Origin of the sequence: Streptomyces sp. NPDC093510, assembly GCF_040683555.1 — a bacterium.
Lineage (GTDB): Bacteria > Actinomycetota > Actinomycetes > Streptomycetales > Streptomycetaceae > Streptomyces.
The window spans coordinates 16,146-31,507 of the sequence record NZ_JBFBEE010000017.1 but is presented as its reverse complement, the minus strand read 5'-3'; the positions used below and the strand labels follow the sequence as shown (position 1 = coordinate 31,507).

Sequence of the window (15,362 nt, the reverse complement as noted above, 5' to 3'; positions counted from 1 at the left end):
ATCCGTTGACAACGGGGGTCGCGCCAGCCGATTTCTTCCTCCCGGGTGCCATCCGGCACCCGTATACCCTCTCGGTTGCAGCAAGCCTGTTCCGTGCCGACGAGGAGAGTCCTGACGTGACATCCAGGGGCAACCAGCGCATGATCACCGAACGCCTCGGCGTCCGGGCCGAAGCCGCGGGATGGTGCACGATCGACAAGATCCCCGACCCTCCGGCCGAGGCGCTTCGCGCGGCCGGTGAGCCGCGGCTGCGCCCGGCGGCCATGCCTCCGTTGGGCATGCTCGGCACGGCGCTGGCCGTACCTCTCCTGCCGTTCGTGACCCTGCTGTCCCTGCTGGACCGTCTCCGGGAGTTCTTGTTCGAGAACAACGGAGACGAGAATCGGCGAGCGCGTGAGGACGAGGCGCGGCTCAAGATACTCGTCGACAAGCAGGGGCTCGACCGTGTTTTCGACGGCAACTGGAGCGGTGAGGCAGGGCAGTTTCTGCTGCGCTGGTACAGGCATTCCTCTCACCATCAGCGTTTCGTCGTCGCGACTCAGGACGAGATCGTCCTGGCTGCCCCGCCGCGCCGCGTCTCGGTGGGGCGGGAGAAGCACATGGGGATCGTCGCCCGCCTGCCCGCAGGCTCTGCCGAGCTCGTCGACCCGTTCCACGGTGAGTTCCGGACCCAGTTGCTGCTCCTGAAGTTCCGTGACGCGTCCTGGATCCGGCTCACGACAGAGGAGTTCCGCAGCGAACTCCATATGCACACCATCCGACAGCACACGATTCAACAGCGCCGGACCCACCACTGAGCGCGTGCGCCGTGCAGTTCTCACGCTGCTCCCGTGGTGCGGCGCCGTTGCTTCAGTCGCAGCTGACGGGACCTTCGGGACACGGGGCAGGGTGTCCGAGGTGGCCTCCGACACCCCACTCCCCGTCGGCGTGACGCCGGCCGGCTACTTCTTCGCGGCCCGCCCCAGCTCATCATCGATCTGCTCGTACTTCTCGGCGGCGTTCGTCAGGTAGTCGCCCATGCCGTCCAGGCCCTCGAGGGTCTTCTTCGCGCCCTCGACGAAATCGTCGAAGTTGTCGTCGAACGCCTTCGAGGCGCTCTTCGTGACGAAGCCCGTCTCGACGAGGTTCTTGATGTACTTCTTCAGGCCGTCCAGCTTCTCGTTGAGCTTGTCCTTCTCCTTGACGACGTGCTTCGCCGCGTCGCGCATGTCCTGATATGTGACATCAAGGTCCTTGGCCATGAGGCTCTCTCCTATCAACTCGCCGCAGGGCCAACCCCCGTGGCTCCTCTTTGCGGATGGTGCGATCTTCCGCTCTTGCGCCAGCAGCTTACGGGTGGGGCTGATGAGAACGCAGCCCGGTTCAGTCACAGCTCTGCTATGAGCAAGTGCGAAGTGGCGCGTGTGGTTCCGGAAGGGGGCCGGGCGCGGGCCGGGTACGGGCCGTTGCCTGTGGGAAGGGGGGAGCGGATATCGTCAGGCGCATTGTTCAGCTCCGGGGAGGACGATCGTGCGCCTGACTCTGACCGTCGTCGATCCGTTCGGCGGTGGCTCCGCCGACGTGGTTCTCGACGCCGATCCCGAGTCCACCGTGCAGGACATCGCGGTGGAACTGGCCCGGCAGGTCGGCCACAGCGGTGCGCAGATCATCCCGATCGGGCAGGGGCAGCAGGCTCCCGGCGGAGGCGCCCCGATGATCTACGTCGACGGGTACGCCGTCGATCCCTCCGCCACCGTCGTCACCTCGCCGCTGCGCGAGGGCGCCATCGTCAGTCTCAACGATCCGGCCGGATGTCTGCCGGGCGAGCCCTCCGGACTCGTCGAGCTGCGCGTCGCGAGCGGGACCGCCGCCGGCGCCGTCCACCGGCTCGGCATCGGCCGCTACGACATTGGCAGCGGGCCCGCCTCGTACATCCGGATAGACGACCCGGAGATGCCGGCCCGCGCCCTCACGTTGTCAGTCGCGACCGACGGAACGTGCCAAGCCACCCTGCACGGGGACGAGAAGGACAAGGAGGGCGTCACCCTCGACGGGGAGCCCTTCGGTGTGGAGAAGGAAGAGCCCGAGCCGGCGGGGGCGACCCCGCCCGAGGGGGAGACGAAGAAGGACCGGAAGGCCCGGGAGAAGCGGGAGAAGGAAGAGCGCAAGGAGTGGAAGGAGCAGCGCGACGCCCGGGCCAAGGCGCGGGCCAAGGGGCGGGCCAGTACGGTCGCGTGGCCGCTCGGTGCGCAGATCGCCCTCGGCAACACCCTCCTCGAACTCGTCCGGTACACCCCTCCGAACGCCGCCCTCAAGTGGTCGGAGGACGGTGCCGGGCTCGACTACAACCGGCCCCCGCGACTGCGGCCGCCCGAGCGGCAGACCAGTTTCCGGCTGCCCACCCCGCCCCGGGAGTACGAGGCGCGGCCCCTGCCGTGGCTGATGGCGCTGTTCCCGCTGGTCGGTGCCGTCGTCGCCGCGATGATCTTCGATCGCTGGTACTACCTGATCATGGCGGGACTCAGTCCCATCATGCTGTTCGGCAACTACTTCATGGACAAGAAGCACGGACGCAAGTCCCATGCGAAGCAGGTCAAGGAGTACAAGGAGACCAAGGCGCGGATCGAGAAGGACGCGCAGGACGCCCTCGTCGCCGAGCGGCTCGACCGGCGCAACGCCGTTCCTGACCCCGCCGCCGTGCTCGCCCTCGCCACCGGGCCCCGGACGCGGCTGTGGGAGCGGCGGCGGACCGACGCCGACCACCTGCTGGTGCGCTTCGGCACCGGGCAGTTGCCGTCCGAGGTCGTGCTCGACGACCCGGAGAAGGACGACCACCGGCGGCAGGTGACGTGGAAGATCGAGGACGCGCCCGTCGCGCTGCCGCTGAAGGGCCTCGGTGTCATCGGCATCGCGGGGCCCGACGACTCCGCCACCGCGCTCGGGCGCTGGGCCGTCGCGCAGACCGCGACGCTGCACAGCCCGATGGACGTGCAGTTCTACGTGCTGACCGAGACCACGTCGAAGGAGAGCTGGGACTGGGTGCGGTGGCTGCCGCACGCCAGGCCGTCGGGCGGCCAGGACATCAACGTACTCATCGGGACGGACGCCGAGACCGTCGGCGCCCGCATCGGCGAGCTGACGCAGATCCTCGACGCGCGCGTCAAAGCGGCGGAGGAGAACAAGAGCCAGGGCGCGAACTTCTCCGACCCGGACATCGTCGTGGTGTGGGACGGGTCGCGGCGGCTGCGGTCCCTGCCGGGTGTGGTGCGGCTGCTGCGCGAAGGCCCCGCCGTGCACATGTACGCGCTCTGCCTCGACACCGAGGAACGGTTCCTGCCCGGCGAGTGCCAGGCCTTCGTGGTCGCCGAGCCGAAGCCGGACCCGGGCACGGGCCCGAATGCGTACGCGTACGGGAGCGGAGCTGTCCCGCAGAGCGCGCCCAACAGTCCCACGATGCCCCAGCACGCCCCCGGCGGCTTCCCCTCCTTCCAGGCTTGGCACACCACCGCGCCCGACGCCCAGCAGGCCGACGCCCCACGGGAGTTGAGACTGCGCGTGGAGATGAGCGGTGCCGAGCGGCTGCGTGACGTACGGCCCGACTTCGTCACCCCCGCCTGGTGTCTGCGCCTCGCGCGGTCCGTGTCGCCGCTGCGCGACATCAGCGGCGAGACCGAGGACTCCGCGCTGCCGGGCTCCAGCCGGCTCCTCGACGTGCTCCAGCTGGAGCCACCGACCGCAGGGGCGATCACGGCCCGCTGGCAGGCGGGCGGGCAGTCGACCATGGCCGTCATCGGTGAGTCGTACGACGGTCCGTTCGGCATCGACATGCGCAAGGACGGCCCGCACGGCCTCATCGCGGGTACGACCGGTTCCGGTAAGTCGGAACTGCTCCAGACCATCGTGGCCGCGCTCGCCGTCGCCAATACGCCCGAGAACATGACGTTCGTGCTCGTCGACTACAAGGGCGGCTCGGCCTTCAAGGACTGTGTGAAGCTGCCGCACACCGTCGGCATGGTGACCGACCTCGACGCGCACCTCGTCGAGCGCGCCCTGGAGTCGCTGGGCGCCGAGCTGAAGCGGCGCGAGCACATCCTCGCCGACGCCGACGCGAAGGACATCGAGGACTACCAGGACCTCGTGCGGCGCGATCCGTCGCACGCGCCCGTGCCCCGGCTCCTCATCGTCATCGACGAGTTCGCCTCCATGGTGCGTGACCTGCCCGACTTCGTGACGGGACTCGTCAACATCGCTCAGCGAGGCCGTTCGCTCGGCATTCATCTGCTGCTCGCCACGCAGCGGCCCTCCGGCGTCGTGTCCCCCGAGATCCGCGCCAACACCAACCTCCGCATCGCGCTGCGCGTGACGGACGGCGGCGAGTCCAGCGACGTCATCGACTCCCCCGAGGCCGGGCACATCAGCAAGAACACGCCCGGCCGCGCGTACGTCCGGCTGGGGCACGCCTCGCTCGTGCCCTTCCAGTCGGGGCGCGTCGGTGGCCGCAGGCCCGGCGCCGCCGACCCGACGCTGCTCGCGCCCTGGGTCGACGCCCTGGACTGGTCGGCGCTCGGCCGCGCCTCGCTGGTGAAGCCGAAGGCGCAGGCCCGCGAGGAGGAGGAGATCACCGACCTGAAGGTCCTGGTCGACGAGATCATCGAGGCCAACCGGACCATGGGCATCCCCGCCCAGCACAGCCCGTGGCTGCCCGCGCTCGGCGAGACCGTGCTGCTCGACGAGATCCCGGCCCCCGCGCCCCGCACGGCACCCGGCTCGCTCACGCCCGCCCCGTACGGCGTCGAGGACCTGCCCGCCGACCAGGCGCGCCGCCCGGTCGTCGTGGACTTCGCGAGCTTCGGCCATCTGATGATCGGCGGCGCCCCGCGCTCCGGCCGCTCGCAGGTGCTCCGTACGATCGCGGGCTCCCTGGCGCGCACGCACTCCTGCGCCGACGTCCACCTTTACGGCATCGACTGCGGCAACGGCGCGCTGAACGCGCTGACCCGCCTTCCGCACTGCGGCGCCGTCGTCGGCCGCAACCAGACCGAGCGCGTCGTCCGCCTCATCAACCGGCTCAAGGGCGAACTCACCCGCCGCCAGGACCTCCTCGCCGACAAGGGGTACGCGGACATCGGCGAGCAGCGGGCCGACGCCGCCGAGGACGAGCGGCTTCCGCACCTCGTCGTACTGCTCGACCGGTGGGAGGGCTGGCTGCCCACGCTCGGCGAGATCGACCACGGCTCGCTCACCGACGAGATCACCACGATCATGCGGGAGGGCGCGAGCGTCGGCATACACATGGTGATGACGGGTGACCGCCAGCTCCTGGTGGGCCGCATCTCCTCCCTCACCGAGGACAAGTACGGCCTGCGCCTCGCGGACCGCTCCGACTTCTCGATGCTCGGCATCCCGGCCCGCAAGGTCCCCGAGGAGATCGCGCCGGGCCGCGCCTTCCGGAACGAGAGCGGTACGGAGACGCAGTTCGCGCTGCTCTCCGAGGACTCCACCGGTCAGGGGCAGGCCGCGGCGATCGCCGCCATCGGCGAGCGGGCCGCGGCCCGCGACACCGAAGTGCCGCGCCACCGCCGCCCGTTCCGCGTCGACACGCTGCCGAGCCGCATCTCCTTCGAGGAGGCGTGGGAGCTGCGCGACCCGGACGCCTCGCGCTCCAAGCTGTGGGCGCTGGTGGGCATCGGCGGCGACGAGGTCATGGGGTACGGCCCCGACCTCGCGCAGGGCGTGCCCGCGTTCGTCATCGCGGGCCCGGCCAAGTCGGGGCGTTCGACGGTCCTGATGAACATGGCGCGTTCGTTCCGCGCGCAGGGTGTACGTCTCGTCGTCGCCGCCCCCCGCCAGTCGCCGCTGCGCGAACTGGAGGGCACCGAGGGCGTGTTGAAGGTGTTCACCGGTGACGACATCGACGAGGACGAGTTCGAGGAGCTCATCGACGAGGCGGACGCGTCGCCGGAGGAGCCCGTCGTCGTACTCATCGACGACGCCGAGATCCTGGAGGACGCCGACGCGGCGAGCCAGTTCAAGCGGATCATCCAGCGCGGCGCGGACCAGGGCCTCGCGATGGTCCTCGCCGGTGACGAGGAGGACGTCTGCAGCGGCTTCTCCGGCTGGCAGGTCGACGCGAAGAAGGGCCGCCGCGGCATCCTCCTCTCACCGCAGGACAGCTCCAGCGGCGACCTGATCGGGCTCAGGATCTCGCGCAGCGTGGTCGGCGGCCCCGTGACGCCAGGCAAGGGCATGCTGCACCTCGGCAACGGCGAACTCGCCACGCTGACCACGCCGTTGTAGAGGAGCGGAGCCGGAGATCATGGGCGGTTCGACGAGGAAGACCCGGCGGCGCGCGGCCGGGCCCGCGCTGCGGTACGCGCACGTGCCGGGGGCGAGGCCCTCACCCGGGTCGAAGGAGCGCGCGAAAGGCCGGGTGAAGGGGCGGGCGGAGAACCGGGGGGAGAAGGGCACGTGGGGCGAGCGGCTCTTCGGTGTCCTGATGACGCTCCTCGTGCTCGCCGTGGTCGTCCTCTTCGTCCTCGCGGACATGGCCTGGGGCGAGACGCTGTGGGGGGAGCTCGCCCCGGCCTGGCCCGGCGGCGGCTACGGCTTCGCGATCACCGTCGGGCTGCTCGTGCCGCCCGCCGTCGCCGCGATCGTGGCGCCGCTCATGCGGGCGGACTGGAAGAAGGAGAAGGCCCGCTCGCTCGCCTGGACGGCCGCCGCGCTCCCGGGCGTGGCACTGACGTGCCTGCTCGTTCTGACCTCCCTCAGCGCGGCCAGGCCCAAGCGCCGGCGCCGGGGCCCGAGTTGCTACTCCCAAGGCGAGCCCTGCTGGGTCCACGAGCAGTACCCCTACCTGTGGCTGCCGGGAATCGCGGCGGCGGTGCTCTCCCTGGCGGCCGGCGGCTGGCTCTTCCACGTGTACGTCAAGAGGCGTCGCGCGGCCCCCACTCCGCCGGCCCCCACTCCCCCGACCCTCACTCCGCCCGGGACAGCCGCGCCTTAGGATCGCCCGCGTCCGGATCGTCCGACGTGTAGGCGAGGATCTTCCCGTCGAGGCGGAGGTAGACCGTGTGGGACGTCTGCGCGCACTGACTGCCGTTGCCCTTCGCGCCCTTGCCGGTCGCGACGAGCCGCTTCTCCGAGGCCGACTTGAGGGTGAGCACGTCCGTGCAGGTGTTGCCGATCGGGTCGCGCTGCAGGACCGTGCCGAGGCGTTCGCCCGGCTTCGCCTGGCGCAGGGTGACCGTGAACGTGCCGAGCGGGATCGTGCCGCCGCTCGCGTCGGCCTTGCCGCGCCACGTGCCGAGGTAGGCCTCGGGGACCCTCGCCGAGTCCGAGGTGTCACCGGGGGTGCTGGGCGGGGCGGTGGCGGCCGGGGGCTGTGCGCCCCCGTCGTCCGCGGCGTCCTCGTCGTCCGGCAGCATCCCGAAGACGAACACCGAGCCGACCGTGACGGCGGCCAGCGCTCCGGCCACGGCGAGCGCGACCGTACAACTGACCTTCCGCCCGCGGCCGTTCGGCCCCTCGGGTACGGAGGTGGCGGCCACGGAGACGGAGAGCTTGCCGGGAGGACGGGTGTCCGCGGCTGACGCCGGGGGTGCGGCGGGCTCTGCGGGTGCTGCGGGCGCTCCGAAGGCCCGGGGGGCTCCGGCTGCTCCGTACGACGGGTCCGGTGGCCCGAAGGAACCGTCCACGGAAGGGGTGTGGAACGGGACGGGCCCAGAGGGAGGGTCCACGGAAGCCACCCCCGCCTCGCCCCCCGCCCCCACCTCGGCCCCCGCCCCCGCCCCCGTGTCGAGGTCGAGCAGCCGCACCGCGCTCCGGCTCACCCGCTCCACGACGGGACCCGGCAGCCAGCCCGCCGCGACAAGCCCCGCCGCGCCGCCCGGGGCGAGGCGGTGGGCGAGCTCCTCGGGGGCGGGCCGGGCCGCCGCGTCCTTGGCCAGGCAGGCGGCGGCGAGTGCTCGCAGGTCGCCGGTCAGGGCGCCCAGTTCGGGCTCCTCGTGGACGACCTTGTAGAGCAGCGCGGCCGACGAGTCGCCGGGAAAGGGTGACTCGCCCCGCGCCGCGTAGACCAGGACGGCACCCAGCGAGAAGACGTCGGCCGCTCCCGTGACGCCTTTGCCGAGGATCTGTTCGGGCGACATGTAGCCCGGCGAGCCGATGGAGACGCCGGTGGAGGTGAGCGAGGCCGTACCGTCCGTGGCGCGCGCGATGCCGAAGTCGATGAGGCGCGGGCCGTCCAGCGTGAGCAGGACGTTCGACGGCTTCACGTCACGGTGGACGAGGCCCAGGCCGTGCACGTGGGCCAGCGCCTCGGCGAGGCCCGCGCCCAGGACGCGTACGGAGTGCTCGGGGAGCGGCCCGCCCTCGCGCACCGCCTCCGTCAGCGAGGGCCCGGCCGCGTACCCCGTGGCGACCCACGGGACCGACGCGTCCGGGTCCGCGTCCAGGACCGGCGCCGTCCAGTCGCCGCCGACCCGCCGCGCCGCCTCGACCTCGCGGCGGAAACGGGCACGGAACTCCTCGTCGAGCGCGAAGTGCGGGTGCACGACCTTGACCGCCACCGTGCGGCCGCCCGCGCTGCGCCCCAGATAGACCCGGCCCATGCCGCCCGAGCCGAGCCGGCCGAGCAGCCGGTAGGGCCCGATGACGGCCGGTTCGCCGGCTTCGAGCGGTTGCATGACCTCGGCCTCCCCCAGGCGTGCCGTCGGACACCTCGCGCGCCTCGGCACTCTGATCAGCGTAGTGCGGAAGCGGGTGGGGAAGCGGGCGCGGGAGCGGACCCGCTATCCCGTATCCGGTCAATTCCGGGACCGACGGCGATACGGGAAAGGCAAGAGGCCCCCGCCCCCTCCCGTCCACTCCCGTTCACTCCCGTTCACTCCCGTCCACTCCCGTTCACCGTGATGATGCCCTTGCTCAATACGGACGCAAAGAACTATTGCGACGGTGGTGATATTCGGGGCAGTCCGGAATAGCCGCGGGAATTCAGGGCTTCAGCAGCTCTACGTGTACGTCCGCGGGGAAGCCCGTCGTCGGGCCGACCCTGCGGGCGAACTCGGTGACGCCCTCCAGCTGCGCGGGGCCGAAGCGGAAGTCGAGCGTCGTGAAGTACTGCTCCAGCACCCGGGCGTCGAAGGACTCCCAGCGCGCGGCCTGCTCGGCGACCTTCGTGACCTCCTCCAGGGAGAGGTCACGGGAGGAGAGGAAGGCCTTGTGCACCGCGCGCACCACGTCCGGCTCGCGCTCGGCGTAGTCCTTCCTGGCCGCCCAGACGGCGAAGACGAACGGCAGGCCCGTCCACTCCTTCCACAGCTGCCCGAGGTCGTACACGTCCAGGCCGAGCCGCGGCCCGTCGATGAGGTTCGCGCGCAGCGCCGCGTCGCCGATGAGAACGGCGGCATCCGCCTCCTGCATCATCAGCCCCAGGTCGGGCGGGCACGTGTAGTAGTCGGGCCGCACGCCGTGCCGCTCGGTGAGCAGCAGCTGGGCGAGCCGGACGGAGGTGCGGGAGGTCGAGCCGAGCGCGACGCGGGCGCCGTCCAGCTGGTCGAGCGGCACCTGCGAGACGATCACGCAGGACATGACGGGACCGTCGCAGCCGACCGCGAGGTCGGGGAAGGCGACCAGGTCGTCGGCGTTCTTCAGGAACTCGACGAGCGTGACGGGCGCGATGTCGAGTTCGCCCCTGACCAGCTGCTCGCTGAGCTTCTCGGGGGTGTCCTTGGTCAGCTCGAAGTCGAGGAGCGTGCCGGTCCGCGCGAGCCCCCAGTACAGGGGGAGGCAGTTCAGGAACTGGATGTGACCGACGCGGGGCCGGGGAATGCGGCGGGAGTCGTGCGCCTGTTCGGCGCCTGCCCCCGCGAAGGCGTTCAGGGGAGAATTGTCCACATCGGCGAGGCTAGCCCTCGTGTGGGACGGTCCGGGCGCCGGGGGCTCCTGAGGCCCTCCGTCAACCCCGTCGGGAGCCTCGTCAAACCTCCGGGTGACGTGATCTTGCCCCCTATTGCATTCCGGTGTCTGCGTGCTAAGCTCGCCGCAAGTTGCAGTTTGGTTTCCCTTGCAGTACAGAGCCTGCGGAGCATGTGACCCCGCAGGCTCTCGTCGTTTTCAGACTTATGCAGTTGTTTAAACAATCGCTGGTTCTGGAGCAGGGCAACCCTTTGGCCCAAGGAGGGCTTATGGCTACCGGAACCGTGAAGTGGTTCAACGCTGAAAAGGGCTTTGGCTTCATTGCCCAGGAAGGCGGCGGCCCGGACGTCTTCGTCCACTACTCCGCGATCAACGCGAACGGCTTCCGCTCCCTCGAGGAGAACCAGGCCGTTTCCTTCGACGTGACGCAGGGCCCGAAGGGTCCGCAGGCGGAAAACGTCACCCCCATGTAATCGGGCGCCCCGCGCAAGTGGGGCGTGTTGATTGCTCCGGTGACCAGATCCGGAGATGGATAGCAGTACCCAAGGAGCCCTGCTCCTCCGCTTCGGCGGGGGAGGCGGGGCTCCTGCCTTTTCCTGGCCCCTGGGCCTTGAACGAACCTCTGCCCCGTGCGGGGCGGCCCGGGCACTGCGGGCTCTGCCCCCTGCGGGGCGCGGGGCGGCACGGGCACTCCGGGGTCCGCCCCTTGCGGGGGCGCGGGGCGGCACGGGCACTGCTGGGCTCTGCCCCCCTGCGGGGCGCGGGGCGGCACGGGCACTCCGGGGTCCGCCCCTTGCGGGGGCGCGGGTACTGCTGGGCTCTGCCCTTGCGGGGCCCGGGTCCTGCGGGGCTCTGCCCCCCTGCGGGGGCGCGGAGTGCGGGCCGGCTCTGCTGGGCTCCACCCTTGCGGGGCCCGGGTCCTGCGGGGCTCTGCCCCCCTGCGGGGGCGCGGAGTGCGGGCCGGCTCTGCTGGGCTCCACCCTTGCGGGGCCTGGGGTCCTGCGGGGTTCAGGACCCCTGCGGGGGCATAGGGGCCCTGCGGGGGCATGGGGTCCTGCGGGGGCATGGGGTCCTGCGGGGCATGGGACCTGCGGGGGCGTGGAGTCCTGCGGGGCATGGGGACCCTGCGGGGGCATGGGGCCCTACGGGGCATGGGGTCCTGCGGGGGGCCTTAAAACCCTGCGGGGGGATTGCCCCAGGGTGTTGCGAGTTCGGTGATGCTCTGCTCCTTGCGGGGCTCTGGGCTGCGTTCCTCGGCGGGGGCGATCGGCCGGTCTACCCAGGGGTGCGGGGAACTGCGCGACCAGCCACCGCCAGCCGGCAGACACACGAAGCCACCCGCCCGGCAGGGCAAGGCACGGCCCCCAGGACACAGCGGGGGCGATCGGCCGGGTCACCCAGGGGCGCGGGGAACTGCGCGAGCAGCCACCGCCAGTCGGCAGACATACGAAGTCACCCGCCCGGCAGGGCAAGGCACGGCCGCCAGGAGACAGCGGGGGCCATCGGCCGGATTACCCAGGGGCGCGGGGAACTGCGCGATCAGCCACCACGGGCCCGCAGACACACGAAGCCACCCGCCCGGCACGGCAGCCACGGCCCACCAGGACAAGCGCGAGGCCGTCGGCCGGACTCCCCCAGGGGCGCGGGGAACTGCGCGAGCAGCCACCACCGCCCGGCAGGACGAGGCGCCGTCCCCCGGGGGCACAGCGGGGGCCGGGGCGCCCTGGGGCGTGGGGAACTGTGGGTGCACGCAGCGTCGGGCCCCGCGAGGGCTACGTGTGTTGCATGATCATTACGAATGTCGTGCCCGGCTCCAGCGCCTCGTACGCGTGGGGGACATCGCCGCGGTACGACATGTAGTCCCCCACCCCCAGCTCCACCGTCTCCCCGCACGGCCCCGCGAGCAGCCGCCCCGTACTGATGACCAGGTGCTCCACCGAGCCCGGGATGTGCGGGTCGGACTCGCGGGCGGCGCCCGGTTCCAGGGCGCCGTGGTAGATGTCGCGCCGCACGCCGGTGGGCCCGGCGGAGAGCAGCGTGCCCGCGTACGACGAGTTCTCCGCGTGCATGGTCGGGCCCTCGCCCGCGCGGATCACCGTCACCGCGGGGGCGGGCGACTCCACGAGCACGCTGAAGGGCACGCCGAGCGCGACGGCCAGCGCCCAGAGCGTCTCGATGCCGGGATTGCCGGTGGCCGCCTCCAGCTGGGACAGCGTGGACTTCGCGATGCCCGCGCGTTTGGCCAGCTCGGAGAGGGAGAGCCCGGCCCTGGTGCGCTCGCGGCGCAGGGCCGCGGCGACCCACTCGCGCGGCATGCGGGAGCCATCGGTCATCTCTGCCACTCCTGAGTCCTGTCCCCGTTCGTTCGGTGTGGCGGACCGAACGTTCGCCTTGACGAACGTGGACCGCACCACCCATCCTACGACGCATGCGTTCGCCACACCGAACAGACGATCCATCTGACCGAACGAGTGCGGGTGCCGGTGCGAGTGAGACGGTCGGGGCAGCCAAGGCAGCCAGGAACACAGGGGCTGTCCGCTTCTCCGATCTTCCCCCCGGCGTCCTCCGCGACATCGCCCTCGTCTGGCTCGCCGACGCCGTCGTCGGCGTCTCCTTCGGCGCCATCGCCGTCGGGGGCGGGCTTCCCCTGTGGGTGCCGGTGCTCATGTCCCTGCTCGTGTACGCGGGCTCCGCCCAGTTCAGCGCGGTCGGCATCCTCACCGCGGGCGGCGGGCCCGTCGCCGCCGCGGCGACCGGCCTGCTGCTCAACTCCCGTACGGCCGCGTTCAGCCTGGCCCTCGCCGACGACCTCGGGCGCTCCTGGACGGCGCGGCTGATCGGCGCGCACCTCGTCACGGACGAGACCGCCGCGTTCGTCCTCGCCCAGAAGGGCCGCGCCCAGCGCAAGGCGGCCTTCTGGATCTCCGGCATCGGCCTGTTCGCCGCCTGGAACCTCAGCGTGCTCGCGGGCGCCCTCGCCGGGTCCGCGCTCGGCGACACCGACCGGTTCGGGCTCGACGCCGCGTTCCCCGCGGTGCTGCTCGCGCTGGTGCTGCCCGCGCTGCGCGGCGACAGCGCGGCACGGCGGGCCTCGGCGGCCGGCGCCGTCATCGCGGTCGCCGCGGCGCCGCTGCTGCCCTCGGGCGTGCCGGTCCTGCTCGCCCTGCTCGGTCTGCTCGCGGCGCGCCGCGGACCCCGCCGCCCCCGCCCCGCCGCGCCCGGAAGTGCCTCATGAACGCCACGCTCGCCTGCATCCTCGTCCTCGCCGCGGGAACGTACGCCTTCCGCCTCGCCGGACCCGTCCTGCACGGCCGCGTCGAACTCCCGGCCCGGGTACAGGAGTTGCTGACCGTCGGCGCCACCGTCCTGCTCGTCGCGCTGCTCGCCACCGGGGCGCTCACCGAGGGGCAGGGGTTCGCGGGGTGGGCGCGGCCCGTCGGGGTGCTGGCCGGCGGGCTCCTCGCCTGGCGCAGGGCGCCGTTCGCCGTGGTCGTGGTGGGCGCGGCGGCGACTACGGCGCTGCTGCGCCTCGCCGGGGTCCAGTAGGTTCCGGGTCCGTCCCCCTCCCGGCAGCACGCCCCGGCTCGGCAGCACGCCCCGGCTCAGCGACACGCCCCGGCCCGGCGACACGCCCCCGCTCGTACAGCTCCTCCACCACGTCCGCGTACCGTTCCGTCACGGCCTTCCTGCGCACCTTCAGGCTCGGCGTGAGCAGTCCGTCCTCCACCGTGAAGTCCTCGTCGAGGACGGCGAACGCGCGGATGCGGGCGGGCCGCGACACGGTGGCGTTGGCCGCGTCGACGGCCTCCTGGACCAGTGCGCGGACGCGCGGGTCACGGGACGGCGGCCCGCCCGGCTCCACGCCCTCGCGCGCGGCCCACCCGGCGATCTCGTCCGCGTCGAGCGTGACGAGCGCGACCGGGTAGGGCCGGTGGTCGCCGACCATCACGGCACGGGACACGAACCGCGAGGTCTGGATGGCGAGTTCGCTCAGCGAGGGGGTGAGGTTCTTGCCGCCGGAGGTGATGATGAGGTCCTTCTTGCGGCCCGTGATGGTGAGGAATCCGTCCTCGTCGAGCGCTCCCAGGTCGCCGGTGTGGAGCCACCCTTCGTCGTCGACGGCGTCCCGCGTGGCCTGTGGGTTGTTGTGGTAGCCACGGAAGACCATGGCGCCCCGGGCGAGGACCTCCCCGCCCTCGGCGATCTTCAGCTCGACGCCGTCGACGGGACGGCCGACGGTTCCGTACCGGACCGAGCCGGGGTGGTTGAGGGTGAGGACGCCCGCGGACTCCGTCATCCCGTACCCCTCGTACACCGCGATGCCGCAGGCCCGTAGAAAGTCGAGGGTGTCCGGCGCGATGGGCGCGCCGCCGGTCACCGCCCACCGGACGCGTCCGCCGAGCGCCTGCCTGACCAGGCTGTAGAGCGCCTTGTCGGCGGCCTCGTACGCTTCCCGGAGCTCTGCGGGCAGCACGCCGTCGGCGGCGAGCACCCCGATGCGGACCGCCTCCTCGAACCGCTCGCGCCCGCCCTCCTGTGCCTCGGCGAGGGACAGCACCACGGACCGCACCTTCTCGAACAGCCGTGGCACGGACGGCAGATGTGTGGGGCGCGCCTCGGCGAGCTCGGCGACGACGTCCTCTACGCGCCCGCCGAAGAAGGTGAGCGTGCCGCCCTCGATGAGCGTCGTGAACTCGATGAGCTGGGCGAGGAGATGGGCGAGCGGGAGGTAGAGGTACGTCGTGTCGCCGGGGCCGCCGTCGACGAGCGGCACGGTCGCGGCCTGCACCGCCAGCAGATTGCCGTGCGTGAGCAGGCAGCCCTTGGGCGGTCCTGTGGTGCCCGAGGTGTAGATGACGGTGGCCAGGTCGCCGCCCTCACGGGCCGCGGCACGCGCCAACAGCTCGCCGTCGCCGCCGAGATCGGCCGACCCCTCAGTCCCCCTCTCCGCCATCCCCTCCGTCACCTCCGTCACCTCCCCCGTCACCCCCTCAGTCATCTCCTCCGTCATCTCCTCAGCCATGAGGATCACGTGCCGCACCCCCGGCAAGCGTCCCCGCAACCGCTCGATCTTCGCCGCCTGCGCCTGGTTCTCGCAGATCACCACCACCGCGCCCGAGTCCCCCACGACCCAGGCCACCTCGTCGTCCCCCGCCGTCGGATAGACCGGCACCACGACGGCACCCGCCGCGAGCACGCCGAAGTGCGTGCAGGTCCACTCGGGGCGGGTCTCGGCGAGCACCGCCACGCGGTCGTCCGGGCGGACACCGAGCGCGAGCAGGCCCCGGCCCACCCGCCGGGCCGCGTCCCGCAGCCCCGCGTACGACATCTCGGCCCACGCCCCCTCGCGCCGGAAGCGCAGGGCGGGCAGCTCCCCGTGCCGGTCCCCCGCCCACTCCGACAGGAGGGCGAGCGTGCCGGGCAGTTCGGACGGCTTCGGTGGGTCCTTCCGCGTCTGCTGCATG

General features: G+C 72.1%; 10 protein-coding genes and 1 pseudogene. 6 read left to right on the top strand and 5 right to left on the bottom strand.

All coding sequences use genetic code 11. The annotated features are described in order from the left end of the window. The first annotated feature begins 116 nt into the window (after positions 1 to 116). Positions 117 to 797 carry a hypothetical protein gene (locus tag AB0N81_RS26460; protein WP_365362480.1) on the top strand — a complete coding sequence of 227 codons (681 nt, stop codon included), beginning with the start codon at positions 117 to 119 and terminating at the stop codon, positions 795 to 797. 144 nt (positions 798 to 941) lie between these two features. Here AB0N81_RS26460 and AB0N81_RS26455 read toward each other — a convergent pair whose 3' ends face one another. Next, a complete protein-coding gene (locus AB0N81_RS26455; protein ID WP_365362478.1) occupies positions 942 to 1,241 on the bottom strand; it encodes a WXG100 family type VII secretion target in 300 nt (99 codons plus the stop codon). Positions 1,242 to 1,509: 268 nt separating this feature from the next. Between AB0N81_RS26455 and AB0N81_RS26450 the strand changes: the two genes are divergently transcribed. Both AB0N81_RS26450 and AB0N81_RS26445 read left to right on the top strand, forming a co-directional pair. Further along, positions 1,510 to 6,276 (top strand): FtsK/SpoIIIE domain-containing protein, encoded by a 4,767-nt coding sequence (locus tag AB0N81_RS26450; protein ID WP_365362476.1) that lies wholly within the window; start codon positions 1,510 to 1,512, stop codon positions 6,274 to 6,276. A 19-nt stretch (positions 6,277 to 6,295) separates the two neighbouring features. Further along, complete coding sequence (locus AB0N81_RS26445; protein WP_365362474.1) at positions 6,296 to 6,985, top strand: hypothetical protein; 690 nt, start codon at positions 6,296 to 6,298, stop codon at positions 6,983 to 6,985. Here AB0N81_RS26445 and AB0N81_RS26440 read toward each other — a convergent pair. Both AB0N81_RS26440 and AB0N81_RS26435 read right to left on the bottom strand, forming a co-directional pair. Next, positions 6,957 to 8,738, bottom strand: a pseudogene (locus tag AB0N81_RS26440) (serine/threonine-protein kinase); the annotation flags it as partial. The gene AB0N81_RS26445 and the pseudogene AB0N81_RS26440 sit on opposite strands and share 29 nt — an antisense overlap. A gap of 235 nt (positions 8,739 to 8,973) precedes the next feature. Next, a complete protein-coding gene (locus tag AB0N81_RS26435) occupies positions 8,974 to 9,810 on the bottom strand; it encodes a menaquinone biosynthesis protein (protein ID WP_365362771.1) in 837 nt (278 codons plus the stop codon). Between the two features lie 356 nt (positions 9,811 to 10,166). On the opposite strand from AB0N81_RS26435, the gene AB0N81_RS26430 reads away from it, so the two are divergent. Beyond that, complete coding sequence (locus AB0N81_RS26430) at positions 10,167 to 10,370, top strand: cold-shock protein (protein ID WP_006138897.1); 204 nt, start codon at positions 10,167 to 10,169, stop codon at positions 10,368 to 10,370. A gap of 1,299 nt (positions 10,371 to 11,669) precedes the next feature. Here the strand turns inward: AB0N81_RS26430 and AB0N81_RS26425 are convergent. Continuing rightward, on the bottom strand, positions 11,670 to 12,230 hold the full coding sequence (locus AB0N81_RS26425; protein ID WP_365362472.1) for an XRE family transcriptional regulator: 561 nt from the start codon (positions 12,228 to 12,230) through the stop codon (positions 11,670 to 11,672). Positions 12,231 to 12,325: 95 nt separating this feature from the next. Here AB0N81_RS26425 and AB0N81_RS26420 point away from each other — a divergent pair, with 95 nt between their 5' ends. Both AB0N81_RS26420 and AB0N81_RS26415 read left to right on the top strand, forming a co-directional pair. Beyond that, positions 12,326 to 13,132 (top strand): AzlC family ABC transporter permease, encoded by an 807-nt coding sequence (locus AB0N81_RS26420; protein ID WP_365362470.1) that lies wholly within the window; start codon positions 12,326 to 12,328, stop codon positions 13,130 to 13,132. Beyond that, positions 13,129 to 13,443, top strand: coding sequence for an AzlD domain-containing protein (locus AB0N81_RS26415; protein WP_365362468.1), 315 nt, complete (start codon positions 13,129 to 13,131; stop codon positions 13,441 to 13,443). The genes AB0N81_RS26420 and AB0N81_RS26415 overlap by 4 nt, the downstream gene beginning before the upstream one ends. Here AB0N81_RS26415 and AB0N81_RS26410 read toward each other — a convergent pair. Continuing rightward, positions 13,409 to 15,361: a long-chain fatty acid--CoA ligase gene (locus AB0N81_RS26410; RefSeq protein WP_365362466.1), complete on the bottom strand. Its 1,953-nt coding sequence runs from the start codon at positions 15,359 to 15,361 to the stop codon at positions 13,409 to 13,411. The genes AB0N81_RS26415 and AB0N81_RS26410 overlap by 35 nt on opposite strands. Position 15,362: the final 1 nt, after the last annotated feature.